Raw genomic sequence first — 16,451 nt, 5'->3', positions numbered from 1 at the left:
GCAGGAGTTTCAAAAAACCCCCTCTGGACTCCCCCTTATATCTATATCGTAGTATATTATCTCTCTTATAACTGTACAAATAATAAAGGGAGCACATCATAGTCCATTGCACCTCTTTCGTTAATTCTGAATTTTGACAATATGGCAATATGTTACTCCATGTTTTGATAATAATACTGAGCATTACTTGAAGATGCAAGACAGTTATGAAGCTATTAAAAGCATGAAGACGTCGAAAGGAAACTCAATCTTACTACCTCTTGCCGGCTTTGCCCTTGCTGCGATACTTTTGTCTTCCCTTTCGTCGTTTGTTATATTTCTGCCATATTTCTCCAGAGTCACAGATACTAATTCTGATGAACTCTTCTACCTCGGTACATTAGTGTATTTTATGGGTATGCCAGCCGGAAAGATTCTTGGCAGATTATTCCGCTACCATCGGAATATTACCCTAACAACAACAATCGTAATCATAATTGTTTCCGTAAGTATTGTGCTAATGCCATTTGTTACCTCCATGCCAATAATCCTTCTTTTGCGATTCGTTCAGGGCTCCGCGACTATATTGATGGAGATATTCTCGATCAGTTTCTCATACGTTTATTCGGAACGCACAAGAATATTGGCAAGTACATTTGCTATATCCGGTATTCCTACCGGTGTGACACTGGGTTCCTCCATACCTTTCTTGGCAAATTTGGATCCTTTTGTGGCATACTTCGTAATGGGGGTGCTATCAATGGCCATGCTTGCTCCATTTATCTTTCTACTAGGCAGGAACAGAGAAAAGATGTTCATGCTAAAACATGAAAGGAAGGGAACGACAATGAGAATGCCAGTGACATGGATCATGGGTGCGCTCTGGATGACAATGACAGTGAATCTCATAATGGCCACGATAATACCGGAATACCTAGGCCAATATGATCCTAAAGACGTGCTCAGCGCAATGGAGGTATTCGGGATCTGGGCAGCGATATCAACCATAATAGGTGGATTGGCATCCTACTTGTTATATGACAAGGCCTCGGGCTATAGGGCATTGATAATCGTGAGTGCAGCGGGCTTTGCTATATCTGTTCCAGGATTTATACTTCTTTCATTGAAACTCACTGGGTTTTCATTATTGCTTGCAATATTCCTTACGCAATTTGGTGCATTTGTCGTGGCCATGATATATTCCATTCCCAGAAAGATATACCCGGAAGGATACGTTGCAAAAGGTATCTGGGAATTCAGTTCAATTGGTTCATTTGGGCACATTGCGGCACCACTAATTTTGATTCCTATCGGTTACGCGATTGGATTTGGGTTCGTTTTTATAATTTTGCTGCTAATACCGATATATGGTATACTTGCCATGATTTACTTTTTCAGGAAGGTATAACTTACCTACTCACTGTAAATAGTATACCATGAGGAAAACTAATAAAGTTACGATGGTTGAAAGATGAGAATTATGCTGGATTAGAAAGTTATCTTTTCTTTCATTTTTCAATTCGATTAGTTCTAAGGCATGGATGTCGGTTTGGTTGAGATCAAACTCAACTAGAAAGAAGAGAATACTGGACACGCAAAAAACCCGAGATTAAGTGCTTCTCTACTATGAACAGAATGGCCTAGAGTGAAGATCCAGAATAAAACAGCAAAGATAATAAACAAGATGCCATTTAGAAAATAGTGAGCGTCTCCAATGCAAATTTTGTTCTCTTGAGACCGTTCCAGGTCAATGACACAGAAGAGCTTGATCGAGTTCTAGAAATCGCAAAAAATTCCCTTACTGAATATTATTCCCCAAAATTGATAGTTGATCTCTACGAGGAATGGCCGGAAGGATTCTCCGTAGCAGAAGTGAATCATAAAGTCGCGGGCTTTCTTATAGGTTCTAGATATTCTTCCTCAGAGGCAAGGATATTGATGATCGCTGTCGAGAAAAGTTACAGGAAAATGGGGATAGGATCAAGCCTTCTCACCAATTTTATCGATCTATGCATGAGTAAGAATTTTTCTGCAGTGAGACTAGAGGTGAAAACAGATAACGACGAAGCAATAAATCTATATAAAAAATTTAATTTTGAAATAACGTCAAGGATCAGTGCGTATTATAGCGACGCATCTGATGCCTTCACGATGTGGCGGACAATCTAATAAACGGATACTTTTCCCTCGACGAACATGTTAGTGAGTTTATTTATGTTTTCCAGCCTGTTGTCCACAAGATTCTTTATATCGTTGTTTATCTTGGAAACGTCCGCATTGTTATCGTAAATTACCTGAACGCTGGCCACGTGCGGATCATCTATCCTTCTTCCAATTTGCGAGACGATCCTTACGTGGACCTCTTTCACGTCTCCTTCGTGCTCATGAACTATGTCCTGGGCAGTTAGCATCGCAAGAACGTTGTAGAGCTTTCCTACATGCGTGACCGGATTCTTTCCAGCAGCGGCCTCCATGCTCATTGGCCTATACGGTGTAATGAGACCAGTTACCCTGTTTCCCCTGCCTACTGATCCGTCGTCCCCGTTCTCCATTGAGAGACCAGTCACTGTCAGGTATTCTCCTGTGAGTTTTCCCTCTTCCTCGTCTGCTGTGTTTACGAATACGTTTACGTTCTTCTGCGTGAGTGGAGAAACATGATCCTTGACAAGTTCTCTTACTTCTTCCTTTATACTTGAATATTCCTTTGCATCTGCAACATATCTATCAACATTGGCTGCGGCTATAGTCAGGTTAATTGTATCCTTTTGCCTGAAACCCATACATTTGATATCATATCCTATTGCCGGCACCTTGGACTTGATTGTTGGGCCATTGAGGAATCTTTCTGTCTCGTAAACGAGCCTTTCTGTGTCTGTAAAGGGTGCAAATCCGACACCGAATGATGTATCGTTCGCCCTCAGTTTTGACGTATCATAAAGTTCCGTAAGATCAACAGAACCATGACCTATGCGACAGTCTATCATTATATCCGAATCAATATCGAGCTGCTTGAAACTGGAACCAAGGAAATTCCTTGTCGCCTTTATGGCTATCGATTTGAAAGGTATTCTGTCGTTCCCAACCTTTGTTGTAGCACGGCCACTCAGAAGAATATAAACCGGCTCTAATATCTTGCCGCCTCCAAACTGTGGAGCTGATTGCCCACCAACTACTTCTACCTGATCCGTGTTGTGGTGCAATATCCTTCCATATTCCTTCAGATAATACTTACTTAGCGATCTGCTAACGGCTTCGGCAATCCCATCCGATATGCTATCAGGATGCCCGACGCCCTTTCTTTCTACGATCTCGACTTCGCGAGATTCCGTTGTAGTTTGAGATATCTTTTCTACTGAAATATTTCTCTGCATTGGTTTTGCCTCTTTCATAAGGCATTTTTAATATAACATAAACCTTTTGTAATTCCAGCAAGCTAAATTACCTATTTAATTAAAAAATTATTAACAGTAATAATGAAAAACACTTAAGCAAGATTACGTTAATGACTTAATGAGAGCTTTAATCAGTGTTTATGATAAAACGAATCTTTCTGAGCTCGTTAATGCTATAAAACCGTTTATTACCGAGATATATGCGACCAGCGGCACTTCAAAATATCTTAATGAGCTCGGTGTCCAGAACAAGGATACGTCAACTTTGACCGGATTTTCTGAACTTCTCGGAGGCCGAGTAAAGACGCTACATCCCGCCATATTTGCCGGTATACTTTCAACGGGGAGTGAAAGAGATTTGGGGCAGCTAGAAGATCTTAATTTTCCACTGTTCGACCTGGTTATTGCGAACCTTTATCCGTTCGAGGATGCAGCCAGATCACACGACCTAAAGAAAATGGTGGAGAACATAGACATCGGTGGTGTCTCACTCATCAGGGCTGCAGCAAAGAATTACGATCGCGTAACTGTTCTTTCATCGCCACTTCAGTACGAGACTGTCATTGCGGAACTTAAGGAAACCTCGACCATCTCAGAACAGACCCGGAGAAGATTAGCCCTTGAGGCTTTCTCGATGGTATCAAATTATGATATCTCCATATACGGTTCACTATCGAAGGATTTTGGAAACGAAGTTCCTGACACACTATTCCTACGATCATTCAGAGGCAGGAAATTACGTTACGGTGAAAATCCTGATCAAGACGGTTTTCTTTACAGTGACCTTTCTGCTAAAGGCATCGCTAATGCCGTTCCTCTGCAGGGCAAAGAAATGTCTTACAACAACATTCTTGATGCCAATTCCGCCTTTGAAACAATCCTGGAATTTAATGCCACAACAGCTGTAGTTTTGAAGCACAATACGCCCTGTGGGGTCGCAAGCGCTGAAACATTGCCAGAGGCATTGAAAAGGGCCATAGCTGGCGATCCGGAATCTGCTTACGGATCGGTGATAGCGGTAAACCGTGAATTTGACAGATCATCATTTGAAGCTATATCTAAACTGTTTGTTGAGGTACTTATTGCCCCGGAGTATTCCGACGAAGCCCTCCTTTTGCTGACGAAGAAAAAGAATCTCAGGGTTCTTAAAGTTCCAATGGAACCTGATATGAGTTATAGAGCCCGATCTATTTCTAACGGGATTCTGCTGCAGAGTCCACTCAGGGCAGATATAGAGAATCTTGTTCTTAAAACGGAAAGATCAGCAACGGAGGAACAGATAAAGGATATGATTTTTGCATGGAAAGTTGTAGCTCATTGCAGGAGCAACGCCATAGTCCTGTCAAAGGGAATGCAGACTGTTGGGATCGGGGCCGGACAGACGTCCAGAATTGAAGCCCTTAGAATTGCGGTTGCCAGAGCAAAAGAAAGAGTGAACGGATCTGTCCTTGCGTCGGATGCGTTTTTCCCGTTTGAGGACAATGTTGAACTTGCTGCTTCTTCTGGAATCTCTGCTATAATTCAGCCCGGTGGATCCATAAGGGACGATGTTGTAATAGCTAAATCAAATGAGAGTAAAATCCCCATGTACTTCACGGGAAAACGTGTGTTCCTCCACTAGTTCCATTGAAGAAAAGTTCATTTTCGTTTCTGGCGAGAGCGACAAAGCGTGAGTACTTATTAAAAGAATTTAAGGATGAGAAACAACAGAAAAATCACAGTGAGGTAGGGACTTGAATACTTAAAGAGGCGAAAGGAACTTTTTTTATCTTTCATTTTTACGAACATAGCCGCCAACAGAATCATTGGCAGGGATACAATAGCTACGATTAAGATGTATATAAACGTGTTTTCACCAAAGTAGTAGGGAATAACGGAGAATACGACGAGAAGAATTGCCGAAAATGATATACATTTCGCGGAAATCCCGTCTGAATAAACCGCTGGAAGCATAGGCACCTTTGCACGCTGATAATCATCCTTATAACGGAAAGCAAGGCTCCATATGTGTATTGGTATCCAAACTACGATCAGCGCAAATAAGAACCAGGGAAGTATCGAAAACACGGACGTGAGAGTGTACCATCCAACTATGACGGGCAGTCCACCCGAGAATCCACCTAAGATGATACTCCATGGTGTCTTACGCTTCAGGAGGTAACTGTACACAATAACGTTATCAACGATCCCTGCGGTAATGAAACAAAAGGCCAGGAATCTCTTAAAAACAAGCAGTATCAGCACGGAAGATATTACAAGAATTATCCCCAGTTCTAGACCCTTCTTAGCTTCAATTTTTCCCGTTACTAATGGCCTGTCCTTAGTTCTATTCATGATCGAATCTATATCTCTGTCCACATAATTCGTGATTGCTTCTGAACCGGCACTGCCAGCGATCAGGGAAACAACAGCAACGAAGATCATCATCAGATTATACCCTCCAAAAGTCTGGGCCGCAAGAATGGCGCCCACTCCCCCTACAAAAACGAGAAGCAACCATACCCTTGGTTTCGTATATTTAAGATAAACCATTGCTCGATTCAGCACTTTAGTCATTTGATTATAATTCATCGCCGTAAACCGTAAATCAGTGTACCCTAATATATCGGTTCACTCGTTTAAATATAGCGGTCAGATAATCGGAGGATGTGAATGGTAAAAAATAAAGGATTACCTGCTAATGGAGTGATTAGAGGGTTACTAAACGTGAAGTACAATATCTTTGCCATACTAATATTTATATCAGCACTTTTGGTGATAAGCCCACTTCTCCCAGGAGTTAACTGGTTCAAGCTTGGTGACTTCAGTCTTGACATGGTAAATTTCTATCATACTGTTATGATTCCATTTGTTTTCCTGTTGATTATGTATTCAGCTGAACTACTAGAACTTGGAACAAGATCAAGAAGAATTATAAACCTTAGCACCTACCCGGTCCTATTCTTGACTGCTCTTGGAACTGCTCTATTTTACCCAGCCTCTACTCAAACCGCGGATTATGTGATCCAGGCGATGAGAGACTTCTGGATGATCGTCCTCGCATTAATATTCTTCCTTGAATTACTCTTTTTACCGTTTAGGAACAGAGAGAAATTCAAGAAAATCTGGGGGGCATATTCACTCATCGTGATTGCAACGCTTTCGGCAGGCATTGCGGCAATAATGGGGATGATTTATGAGTACGGGACTTTATTCGGTTTCTCCTCCTTGCCTGTATTCAACAACTATATTTCGAGCATTGGTGGTCTGCAGGTTTTTCTTGGTAACCTAATAACTTCGCATTCTCATGAGATGTTACCTGCAGTCATGGGTGGGATCGTCGCTCTTGCTGCAGTAACTTTTGGATACGAAAAACTATCGAATTTCAAGCGTAACGCCGTAAATCTTGGGATGATCATAGCTGTTCTTGGGACTATTTCATTTACTTATCTTTATCTGATTTCATCTTTTGGAACTTATGTGATCCCTGCCGTTGCACCATTTGGCCCCGGAGGAATGAATGGCCTGGCTCTGGACGATACCCAGACGGGGATTGTTGGTTGGGGGGCGTTGATAGCTATACTCGGACTCTATTATGTCCTTTCGAAAAGACCCACCGATCGTTTGGTTCAGCTGTCCGAATTATTAACATGGATCGCAACAATGGCCGTGATGATCGGAGTTGGTTATGCGATGGAATTCAATGAATCTTATTACGGATTCGGTTCACCGGGAGTACCGCCAAATGGTGGTCCAGGATACAAATATGACATGGCGTTTACAGACGGGCATTTACTCTTTGCCTTTTTCATGATGCCGTTATTGGCAGGCATAATACTTCTTATAATCCACTATATAGAAGGACACGAAACAGAGAAAAGGATTATTGTTTATTTCATTGTAGCAGGAACAGTCATTGCTGCGTTTGGGTTACTAGCTTATGTAATTACCCTGTTCTGGATTCCTGAGGCGATCGGACTTTCCCTCTTGGTGATAGCAATAATTATAATAACAATTACCTTGGGCAGGTCTTCGGAAAAAACTTCTACAGAAAAAACAGTAACATAAACAGCTGTACAAAAGGATTTTTATTTTTACAATCTTTTTTTATTAATTTTTTTGAAATCTTCAGATATTGAATTAAACTACAAGCTTTTATTAAATCGAATCCCAGTAAAGATTTATTCCTTCACGCAATAACTATTCCTTGATAGTCCACTATGGCAAATACGCTGACATAGACATTGAGGATTGCAAATCGGTTTATAGACCAGCGGAGGATACCTACCTATTAATGGATCATCTGATTCCAGGAAACAGAGTGCTTGAGATCGGATGTGGAACGGGGATCATATCGGTTTATTGTGCCAAACTCGGCAGGAACGTTACGTGCTGTGACATTTCTGATGCGGCGCTAGATTGCACTGAGAGAAATGCCATACGAAATAAGGTCCTTGTTGAGGTTATCAATTCAAGCCTCTTCGATAATATTGAAGGAAAGTTTGACACCATAATATTTAATCCGCCTTACCTTCCAGTAGAGGATCGTATAGAAGGTGCCGAACAATGGAATGGCGGTAAAGAAGGTTTTGACGTTATACGCCCATTCTTAAAGAAAGCAAAGACTTTCTTAGAAATAAGTGGTTCAATTTATTTAATACTTTCAAGCCTCACCGACATAGGTAGCCTTATTTCAGAATTTCCAGAGTACTCTTTCAATCTTGTTGCATCTGAGAGTTATTTCTTTGAGACCATTTTCCTGTACCATGTCTTCTCACGGCCATGAATTTTAAATCATAATGGTATCTTATTTATTTTAAAATTAAAAAACAGTATGTGGATATAAGCACCACACGCCTCTAGTTCGTATTAAATAGGACATTTGGCACCAAAGCTTCTTCGAAATTCTAATATCTTTCGATACGATAAAAGATTAATATATATTATCACCTTATGTTTTTGATCTAAAATGGCAGAAAAAGAGGAAAAAAAGAAAGAAGAAAAAAAAGGAATTGCTGAAAAGACCGGTGAAGCTACAGGTAAGATAGGAAGGGGGGCTGTCGACGGAACTAAGTCTCTATTCGGTGGAATGAAGAAAGGTTTCAAGAAAAAAGATAAGGAAGAATGATATTCCTATTTTGGTCTGATCCACAATTTTTTTCTAAAGTTAAAATTTATAGAAAATTTGAAAATTCATTTTATATTTTTAAAGTAGACGCGGGATTGCGAAGAAAGCAGTCATAGATAGAAAAGGGGAGTATTGAGCAAATGAACTGCTGCTCGCAGATAAGCCAGAATAGCCTATAGTGAATATGTCTGGATAACTATTGTCGCTTTGAAGGCTTGTTCCACTGTACCAGTAATCCTGTAAAGCATTATTGTCAACAGAAGGTGACATTGTGTACCCCCACTGCACATTCGTGTTCCCAGACGGTTCGACGACGTTGAGATAATAGTCTGCTCCACCTGACAGTTCTGTCGTAGGTATCGATATGTTCATAAAGCCACCGTTGGGCAAATCAATAGAAACCGATGATACGTTAACCACGTTGTTACTGAATAGGGAGGTTCCGATTCCAACATCGATTGTTCCTGCGCCTTCCAGATAGAGTGTTATGAAATCTACATACTGACTGCTGGAACCTACTGTGAACTCCTCAGCTTCTGGAAGGTTGTATGTGTAAATGTTTGAAGATGTGGCATTTACTTCCGCAAAAATTCCGTTTGGATGTGAGCTGGTCTGAGTAGAAAAGCTTAGATCAACAGTCTGAGCAGCTCCATTCACAGTTACCGATCCCGAGGAGGGAGACACGGAATACCCTGAAACACTCCCTACGGAGTAGGAATATGTTCCATTTGACACCAAAAAGCTTAACTGGGATGTTGTTGAACTCTTTGTGTTTCCATTGAATGTAACTGACCAAGAAGTGCCGCTTGGAAGCCCAGATTCACTGAAATCGACGGCGAAAGTGGCAACGACAGGCTGAGTGGAAGTAAAATAACCGATACTATATAGATCGGGATATGAATTATCATTTGTAGGGGTACCTGATGGCATTCCATTGCTTGGTGGCGAACTGTACCAATAGTCCTGAATGGCGTTAAGATCTACAGAAGGCGACGAGGTATAACCCCATTGTATACTCCCGGATCCCTCAACAGAAAGGTAATAGTCGGTGCTTCCGCTGAGATTTACTGGTGTAATTGAGGTATTGTACCAGAGTTGATTGGAATTGACATTAACAGTGGTCTCTGGAACGATATTAGAACTCCACAGCGAGGTCCCGATTGAAAATTCCACCGATCCGCTACTGCCAGATAAGTAAAGAGTGACGAAATTAATTGTCCTGCTGCTTGAGCCCACTGTGAACTCCTCAGCCTCTGGAAGGTTGTATGTGTAAATGTTTGAAGACGTCGCGTTTACCTGCGAAAAAACACCAGACGTTGAGGGAGGTGGAGAGGAGTTGGCGGCGAATGTTATCCCTATGGTCTGGGCAGCTCCGTTTACAGTTACCGATCCCGAGGAGGGAGATGCGGTATATCCCGATACAGAACCAATTGAGTACGAATAGGTTCCATTTGCAGCCGAGAAGGACACTGTAGAACCGGACGAACTCTGCGTATTGCCGTTAAACGTCACAGACCATGTAGTCCCAGATGGAAGGCCCGATTCAGAGAAGTCCACAGGATAACTGGCCTGTGTGACGGAGACATTCAGCTGTGCATTGACAAAGTTAAATGCATTTATGCTTCCCCAACCAACCGCAAGACTATAGCCGTTTTCAGCACTAAACGCACCGTTCGAACCGTTGCTCACAAAGTATAAAGCCGCAGGTCTTCCGAATGTCCCGGAATACTGTTCCTGCCCGAATTTGTATATGAGCGGATCGATGAAGCCTTCCGGAGTTCCAAGGGAATGATCCATTACTGCTATTAGGCCTGCAGTGAGGGGCGATGCTATGCTTGTTCCCCAGAGTTCTTGATATCCACTGGAGCCGCTATATGTTATATATATCTCCATGTTCGCTCCATCCGCAGCGACATCAGGAGTTCCCCTGCCGGAAGAAACACCTGTCGTACTTGAAGCACCTGTGATAACAGAATTGGCGTCCGATGAATTCACCTGCCATGATGGCTCTGAAAATACTGAGCTTACTCCGCCTTGTGAACCATCACCGGAATTCGGGGTGTTATACCACACAGATTCTGTCTGGATTCCGGTGGTGCCGGAGCCATTCGTGCTTGCAGTTCCGGTCAACTCGGTAGAGAGTCCACCGACAGCCAGCGTTCCAAAGTCGTTATATGCCATTGTCGCAGGGAAACTTGGAGCCGGGCTGCTGGTATCCCCATCGTCACCGGAAGAGGCAAGAACTGTTATGCCTCTCGCCGCTGCTTCTTCTTCATATTGCATCCACGTCGAATCATTTGTATCTGTACCTCCCCATGAGTTGGATATTGCGACCACATGAGAGAGTGCGTTGTCCACCGATGTGTTATAATTTGGATTCAGAACAGCGGCAAATGCCTGATCAAGATCCGATTCGGTAGCAGAAGGTCCGTACACCTCGACAATGTGCGCGCCTGGAGCAGCAGATCCTGCCATCTCGAGATCCAGTGTGCTTTCGAAATCTGCCTCAGTGTTATCATTCGCCGCTGAAGGACCCGGCGCTGGAGCGCCTAGGATAGGATACCCGTATGCCACAGGCAGGGGTTCGTTTGACGGTATGTTGTGCTCATAGTAATAGGATATATCTGACGGTACAAAGGGTGCAACATCCTGTCCTGCAGAATTGTTTCCTGACCACAGGATTGTCGCAATAGTTTCATTTGTGGGATATCCGTACTTTGCGTAAAGCTGATTTAACTGATATGCGGACTGAAAGTCTGCACCGTACAGCGTCTGGGATGTTCCGGAGCCTTGAAACATTGGCGAGATCTTTGCCTTGAACTGATCACTTAATCCGGCGATACCTGAGATCGGGCCGAAATTCGCAGAAATGTAAAGAGCTGAAGAGGGGGCATAAAATTCTCCATTGTTAAACGAGCTAATGGTGGTATGGAACACGCTTTCAAACTGGCTGACCGTTCCTGTAAGTACGAGCGATACACGATCTCCATAAACCTTCACCAGGAGTCCGTGCTCGGCAAAGTACGCCATGTAGTTGTCGTACTCGCTTACTGTTGGAGAGAACGTGCTTATAAACTGCTGCTGGGTAAGATAGTGATGGTATATCGGAGAAGAAGGATTTTGCAGGTTAGATAGGACGGTATTAAGTTCTCCCTGGTTCCTGTATGCTAACGAAACTATGACGCTCAGCTGTTTCGCAGGATTTTCTAGACCAGAAGGCTGGATGTTGGATACAACACCTACAGCAGAATCTGGGATCACATTCAGTACACCAGTACTCTGTTGTGGCGTACCTGTGCTGTGTGAAAGGACTACAAACGATGTGGCAATAAAAACTACACTCACAATAATTACTAGGCTTAAAAGCAATGCTTTTCTCATTAAGGAATGTTATAAGGTGAGACGTATATAATTGTTGCGCAGGGAAAGCCGTCAATCCGAAAAGGTAGTCTATGCATGCAGAACGATGCAATTCTGGACAGAATTGTGCAACATTTCATCCGCCACTGTACCATTGATAGTAAGTACAAAACATTATTCCCTGCGCACTGAAAACTTGTTAGGTTAATTCTATTGTGCATAATCAGTTTTAAAGAATCAGCAGGAATAGTTTAAGTTTTATTTAGGTGTCCAATAACCTTTGTAAGAAATGCCTACAATCCAAGATCGAATAAAGAGTATAGAAGAGGAACTACAGAAGACCGAATATAACAAAGCTACTGAGAAGCACATAGGCCTTCTGAAAGCAAAACTTTCGAAGCTCACGCTGGAAATGGAAAGCCAGAAAGGCGGGTCCACTTCTGGATTTGCCATTCCTAAGAGCGGTGATGCTACAGTTGCGCTAGTTGGATTCCCTAACGTCGGCAAGAGCAGTCTCCTGAACGCTCTGACGTCGCAGGAAAGTGAGGTCGGAAATTTCGCATTCACAACACTTAAGGTTGTTCCAGGAATTCTTAATTACAAAGGAGCTCAGATACAGATACTTGATCTACCAGGCATAGTGGAGAACGCGAGCAGGGGTGCAGGCAGGGGGAGGGAAGTCCTGAGCATCGTTCGTGGAGCTGATCTTGTAATCATTGTTACGGATGTTGACACGAAGGGCATTGAAAAGATTATCAGGGAACTTCACAACAGCGGGATTGTCCTGAATGAGAAGAAAAAGAGTATTGAGGTTAAAAAGACACACATCGGCGGAATGCGGTTGCACAAACCGAAATGGATCGACATCGACGAGGAACAGGTAAGGCTAATATTGAAAGAGTTCAAGATAGTTAGTGCGGACATATACATCAGGGAATCGGTAAGAGTGGAAGATCTGATCGACTATCTTAAAGGGAATGTCGTTTATGTGCCGGCGATATTCATAGTTAACAAAGTTGATCTGCCGCACACAAGCGACAACATGGAACAGCTCCCTGGTACGTACATTCAGGTTTCCGCTAAAACAGGGCGAAATATTCCGGAGTTAAAGGACTTAATTTTCGATTCGCTGGATTTGATAAGAGTCTATATGAGAAAGAAATCAGGCGAGGTCGACATGGAAAGACCGATGGTGCTGAGGAAAGGATCAAAAGTAAGGGATGTGGCAAGAAAGATCAGCAGAAATATGATATCGACATACAGGTACGCGATAATTTCCGGACCTAATAGAAAACAGGGAGAGTTGAGGGTTGGTCTTGATTATGATTTGCTTGATGAGGACGTCATAACAATAATAAGCAGGAATTGATGAACATGGTGATCGCAAAGAAGGTGATATTCCATGGAAGAGTGCAGGGTGTCAATTTCAGGGCAAATGCTTCTGAACTCGCAACTTCGCTTGGATTGAATGGGTGGATCAGAAACCTTGCTGATGGAACAGTGGAGGCACATTTCGAAGGAAAAGAAGAGCGCATTATGGAGATGATCGAAAGATCTAAAACAGAACTCTTTCCCGCCATAGTTGATAGTGTAGACATTGAAGATGTACCCACGGAAAACCACTGTGATTTCAGCGTTATCAGGTAACGATCTCGAAGTCGAAACCAAGTGTTTTGATCTTTTCAATGAGGATTTTAAGATGATTCTCGTCTCTTAGGTTGACAGAAAACGTGACCGTTTGGAAACCTATCGGTGTGTTCCTCGCAAGATTATCAACTTCGGCATGGTAAATATTCCCGAGGACGGATGAAATTGCGGAAGAGATTTTCAGCAGCGATCCGGGGCGGTCAGGAATCTTGAATTCAATCCTTACAAGCTTAGATTCAATCTCCATGCACTTGTATATTATCTTTGACAAGAGCAGAAAATTTATGTTGCCACCAGACAGTAAAACAACAGTTTTTCTCCCTTTAACATCTACCTTGTTCTCCATGATCGCAGCAAATGCCGCTGCACCAGAAGGTTCTACGAGTATCTTGCTCCTCTCCAGCAGCTTGTATATCGCCATTGCAATTGTCTCGTCGCTGACAGTAACTATATCATCCACGTTCTGTTTTGCTGCTTCAAGAGTGAGTTCACCCGGATACTTTACCGAGATACCATCCGCAATGCTGTTTCCCGATGTGTGTGCTACAATCTTGCCTGCTTCCAGTGATTCCTTCATTGAGTCAGAAAGTTCGGATTCTACGCCGATGACCCTGATGTTTTTATTAAGTGATTTAAGTGCTATGGATATTCCTGAGATAAGACCGCCACCACCAACTGGGACTATCACCGTATCGACATCTTTGAGATCCCTGTAAATCTCCAGGCCTATAGTGCCCTGGCCAGCAATCACATAGGGATCGTTGAACGCCTCGATGAAAGTACGCCCCTCATTTTTCTGTATTTCCGAGGCGATGGATCGTGCATCTGAATAGTCCTGCCCCTTGAGAACCACCTCCGCCCCATAGTTCAATACTGCATTTATCTTGGCTGGGATCGTTGTCTCTGGCATAACGATCTTTGCCTTTATGCCGGAATATTTTGCCGCAAATGCAACGCCCTGAGCATGATTACCAGAACTCGCTGTGATAACACCGCGTTTTCTCTCATCTTCGCTAAGTTTTGAAATACGGTATAATGCGCCCCTGCTCTTGAACGAACCTGTTTTCTGCCAGTTCTCCATTTTAAAGTACAGATCGGTATCGTAAAGCGTACTGAATGTTGCCGATCTCTGCAGGGGAGTCCTGTTGATCTTCCCCTCTAGGTACGTTTCTGCTTTCTTAATTTCGCCGATGTCCGGTAGATTTGTAGACAAAGTGTATCACGCAATCCTTTCCTCAACGACACTGAGTCCTTCACGGTATGTTGTTTCGGAATCCTCCATGAAGACCCTCATTTTCATGTTCTCGGATTCCTTTATTCCCTCGTCCTTGACAGATTTTAGATTTATCTTTATGTTTTCCAGTGCACCCTTTATGGCCGCCATGGAAAATTCTAGAGCACATCCGGCATCTGTCGCTGCACTTTTTATTCCTATCCTGGCGATCAGGGCAGCCTGCCTCAGAACTTCCTGTGAAGTCGAAGCAATCTTCCAGGGGGAGCTATTTCCAGAGACCTCTTGTTTTTTTCTTCCTCTGTATTCTTTGGGAGTTTCCAGGCCGAAACAATGAGACCAAATGAATTCTCATCTTCTTCCATAAGCCTTCTTAACTCGCTCCGAATCTCCTTTGAACGTATAAGAAGTTCTGCTATCTTTTCCTGATGATTTTCATACCCTTTTTTCCCCACGGTGAGGCCCGCAACCATCGAGACAAGCGACGATGCGATTATTGTGACTGATGCACTAGCTGCACCACCACCCGGTGCTGCGGTAGGCTGGGCCAACCTTTCAAGGAAACTATCCATAGATTCCATCATTCCCACATCCTTTTCTCAAGTATCTGACTGGAACTGAATTCATTCAGCTGTAAATAGTATTTTATAGAATCGACAACTGCGTCAAGCGGGATGAGACCTACAACTTCAGATTCGGCAATACTTACCCCAAACCGTGACGCTTCAAGCCTGACAAGCTCAAAAGCACGGTATACTGGTGTTTTCCTGAAATTTGTCAGGTTCATGGATATCTGAACCATCTCTTTGTCCTCCAGATAGAATGCCAATGATTTTACGAAAGTGAGACCACCATCCTTTGCTCTGAGTGCACGAGCAATTTTTTTCCCTACTTCGAGATCTTTTGTTCGTAGATTTACGTTATAGGCTATCAGGAAATCTCTTGCACCTATAATTGTCGCACCGGCTGGACCAACCGTGGATGGGCCATAATCAGGTTTCCATTTAGGTTCGTTTATAGATGAGCGCAACTGCTCGTATTGAAAATTCTTGCTTCTTATGCTGCCGAGATCCTTTCGCCACTCCAGATTTGCAGCTTCTCCGTAAAGATATACGGGAATACCAAGTTCCGATCCCACTCGTTCCCCTAGATCCCTTGAGAGCTTAATGCAGTCTTCCATCTTGACGTCACCCAGGGGTATAAACGGAACAACGTCCGTAGCCCCGAACCGTGGGTGTTCACCAGTGTGTTTGTTCAAATCAATTAACTCGGATGCGCGTTTTATGGCTGAATAAGCTGCCGAAAGAACCATTTCAGGTTCTCCAACAAAGGTTATAACACTTCTGTTGTGGTTTGCATCCATTTCCTTGTCCAGGATCCGAATTGATGATACAGACGATATAACAGAAACAATGTCAGATACCACCTGATCGTTTCTACCCTCACTGAAGTTAGGGACACACTCAATTATTTTCATATATGTAGGATTGCCCATGTAAATATTAATGTTGACAAGTAAATTTGATTCCATGAAATACTAAAATCCGTTCCAAACGTAGAGTGGGATTGACGAGAAAATTGACGCCTATTAGTAATATGAATACACATAACATAAGTATAAGAAAAGTATTTTGTAGAATTATCAATTATATAACCATGTCAATAACCAGATATTTTTCAATTTATTAACGGGTTTGAATCAACATAGATAATACATGGAATGAAATACCTCTAA

Annotated in this window: 13 protein-coding genes and 1 pseudogene; 8 read left to right on the top strand and 6 right to left on the bottom strand. The window is 42.8% G+C overall.

The window, feature by feature from the left end:
• The first annotated feature begins 193 nt into the window (after positions 1–193).
• Together LVQ96_07750 and rimI are read left to right on the top strand one after the other, a co-directional pair.
• Positions 194–1,387, top strand: coding sequence for an MFS transporter (locus tag LVQ96_07750; protein ID MCW6171048.1), 1,194 nt, complete (start codon positions 194–196; stop codon positions 1,385–1,387).
• A 293-nt stretch (positions 1,388–1,680) separates the two neighbouring features.
• Entirely contained in the window at positions 1,681–2,148 is a 468-nt protein-coding gene (gene rimI, locus LVQ96_07745) for a ribosomal protein S18-alanine N-acetyltransferase (GenBank protein MCW6171047.1), read from the top strand.
• On the opposite strand, the gene LVQ96_07740 is transcribed toward rimI, so the two are convergent.
• The gene (locus tag LVQ96_07740) at positions 2,145–3,350 is read right to left on the bottom strand and encodes a methionine adenosyltransferase (GenBank protein MCW6171046.1); all 1,206 of its coding nucleotides are present in this window, start codon (positions 3,348–3,350) and stop codon (positions 2,145–2,147) included. The two genes, rimI and LVQ96_07740, sit on opposite strands and share 4 nt — an antisense overlap.
• Before the next feature lie 139 nt (positions 3,351–3,489).
• Here LVQ96_07740 and purH point away from each other — a divergent pair, with 139 nt between their 5' ends.
• Entirely contained in the window at positions 3,490–4,992 is a 1,503-nt protein-coding gene (gene purH, locus LVQ96_07735; GenBank protein MCW6171045.1) for a bifunctional phosphoribosylaminoimidazolecarboxamide formyltransferase/IMP cyclohydrolase, read from the top strand.
• A gap of 59 nt (positions 4,993–5,051) precedes the next feature.
• Here purH and LVQ96_07730 read toward each other — a convergent pair whose 3' ends face one another.
• On the bottom strand, positions 5,052–5,903 hold the full coding sequence (locus LVQ96_07730; GenBank protein ID MCW6171044.1) for a heme o synthase: 852 nt from the start codon (positions 5,901–5,903) through the stop codon (positions 5,052–5,054).
• Positions 5,904–6,023: 120 nt separating this feature from the next.
• Here LVQ96_07730 and LVQ96_07725 point away from each other — a divergent pair, with 120 nt between their 5' ends.
• From LVQ96_07725 to LVQ96_07715, 3 genes are all read left to right on the top strand, one after another.
• Positions 6,024–7,418, top strand: coding sequence for a hypothetical protein (locus LVQ96_07725; GenBank protein ID MCW6171043.1), 1,395 nt, complete (start codon positions 6,024–6,026; stop codon positions 7,416–7,418).
• Between the two features lie 139 nt (positions 7,419–7,557).
• Positions 7,558–8,136, top strand: a complete 579-nt coding sequence (locus tag LVQ96_07720) for a methyltransferase (GenBank protein ID MCW6171042.1) — start codon at positions 7,558–7,560, stop codon at positions 8,134–8,136.
• A gap of 183 nt (positions 8,137–8,319) precedes the next feature.
• Positions 8,320–8,478, top strand: coding sequence for a hypothetical protein (locus tag LVQ96_07715; protein ID MCW6171041.1), 159 nt, complete (start codon positions 8,320–8,322; stop codon positions 8,476–8,478).
• A 78-nt stretch (positions 8,479–8,556) separates the two neighbouring features.
• Here LVQ96_07715 and LVQ96_07710 read toward each other — a convergent pair whose 3' ends face one another.
• On the bottom strand, positions 8,557–11,859 hold the full coding sequence (locus tag LVQ96_07710) for a hypothetical protein (protein MCW6171040.1): 3,303 nt from the start codon (positions 11,857–11,859) through the stop codon (positions 8,557–8,559).
• A gap of 268 nt (positions 11,860–12,127) precedes the next feature.
• Between LVQ96_07710 and LVQ96_07705 the strand changes: the two genes are divergently transcribed.
• Both LVQ96_07705 and LVQ96_07700 read left to right on the top strand, forming a co-directional pair.
• Entirely contained in the window at positions 12,128–13,207 is a 1,080-nt protein-coding gene (locus LVQ96_07705; protein ID MCW6171039.1) for a GTP-binding protein, read from the top strand.
• Positions 13,207–13,485, top strand: a complete 279-nt coding sequence (locus LVQ96_07700) for an acylphosphatase (GenBank protein ID MCW6171038.1) — start codon at positions 13,207–13,209, stop codon at positions 13,483–13,485. Before LVQ96_07705 ends, LVQ96_07700 begins: the two co-directional genes overlap by 1 nt.
• On the opposite strand, the gene ilvA is transcribed toward LVQ96_07700, so the two are convergent.
• The 3 genes and pseudogenes from ilvA to ftcD all read right to left on the bottom strand — a co-directional run bounded on the left by ilvA (position 13,478) and on the right by ftcD (position 16,193).
• Complete coding sequence (gene ilvA / locus LVQ96_07695; protein MCW6171037.1) at positions 13,478–14,698, bottom strand: threonine ammonia-lyase; 1,221 nt, start codon at positions 14,696–14,698, stop codon at positions 13,478–13,480. The two genes, LVQ96_07700 and ilvA, sit on opposite strands and share 8 nt — an antisense overlap.
• Before the next feature lie 6 nt (positions 14,699–14,704).
• Positions 14,705–15,288 (bottom strand): annotated as a pseudogene (locus LVQ96_07690) (cyclodeaminase/cyclohydrolase family protein).
• 8 nt (positions 15,289–15,296) lie between these two features.
• Positions 15,297–16,193: a glutamate formimidoyltransferase gene (ftcD, locus tag LVQ96_07685; protein MCW6171036.1), complete on the bottom strand. Its 897-nt coding sequence runs from the start codon at positions 16,191–16,193 to the stop codon at positions 15,297–15,299.
• Positions 16,194–16,451: the final 258 nt, after the last annotated feature.

Source organism: Thermoplasmatales archaeon (assembly GCA_026127925.1).
In the GTDB taxonomy this organism is placed as follows: Archaea; Thermoplasmatota; Thermoplasmata; order Thermoplasmatales; family Thermoplasmataceae; genus JAKAYB01.
The sequence above is the reverse complement of the archived record's forward strand: the minus strand, read 5'-3'. Positions and strand labels throughout refer to the sequence as shown.

Bases quoted from the DNA above. Each gene is read 5' to 3' on its own strand.
- LVQ96_07705 (MCW6171039.1), top strand. From the start codon at position 12,128: ATGCCTACAATCCAAGATCGAATAAAGAGTATAGAAGAGGAACTACAG.
- LVQ96_07715 (MCW6171041.1), top strand. From the start codon at position 8,320: ATGGCAGAAAAAGAGGAAAAAAAGAAAGAAGAAAAAAAAGGAATTGCT.
- purH (MCW6171045.1), top strand. From the start codon at position 3,490: ATGAGAGCTTTAATCAGTGTTTATGATAAAACGAATCTTTCTGAGCTC.
- LVQ96_07730 (MCW6171044.1), bottom strand. From the start codon at position 5,903: ATGGTTTATCTTAAATATACGAAACCAAGGGTATGGTTGCTTCTCGTT.
- LVQ96_07750 (MCW6171048.1), top strand. From the start codon at position 194: ATGCAAGACAGTTATGAAGCTATTAAAAGCATGAAGACGTCGAAAGGA.
- LVQ96_07725 (MCW6171043.1), top strand. From the start codon at position 6,024: ATGGTAAAAAATAAAGGATTACCTGCTAATGGAGTGATTAGAGGGTTA.
- ftcD (MCW6171036.1), bottom strand. From the start codon at position 16,193: ATGAAAATAATTGAGTGTGTCCCTAACTTCAGTGAGGGTAGAAACGAT.
- LVQ96_07700 (MCW6171038.1), top strand. From the start codon at position 13,207: ATGAACATGGTGATCGCAAAGAAGGTGATATTCCATGGAAGAGTGCAG.
- LVQ96_07740 (MCW6171046.1), bottom strand. From the start codon at position 3,350: ATGCAGAGAAATATTTCAGTAGAAAAGATATCTCAAACTACAACGGAA.
- LVQ96_07710 (MCW6171040.1), bottom strand. From the start codon at position 11,859: ATGAGAAAAGCATTGCTTTTAAGCCTAGTAATTATTGTGAGTGTAGTT.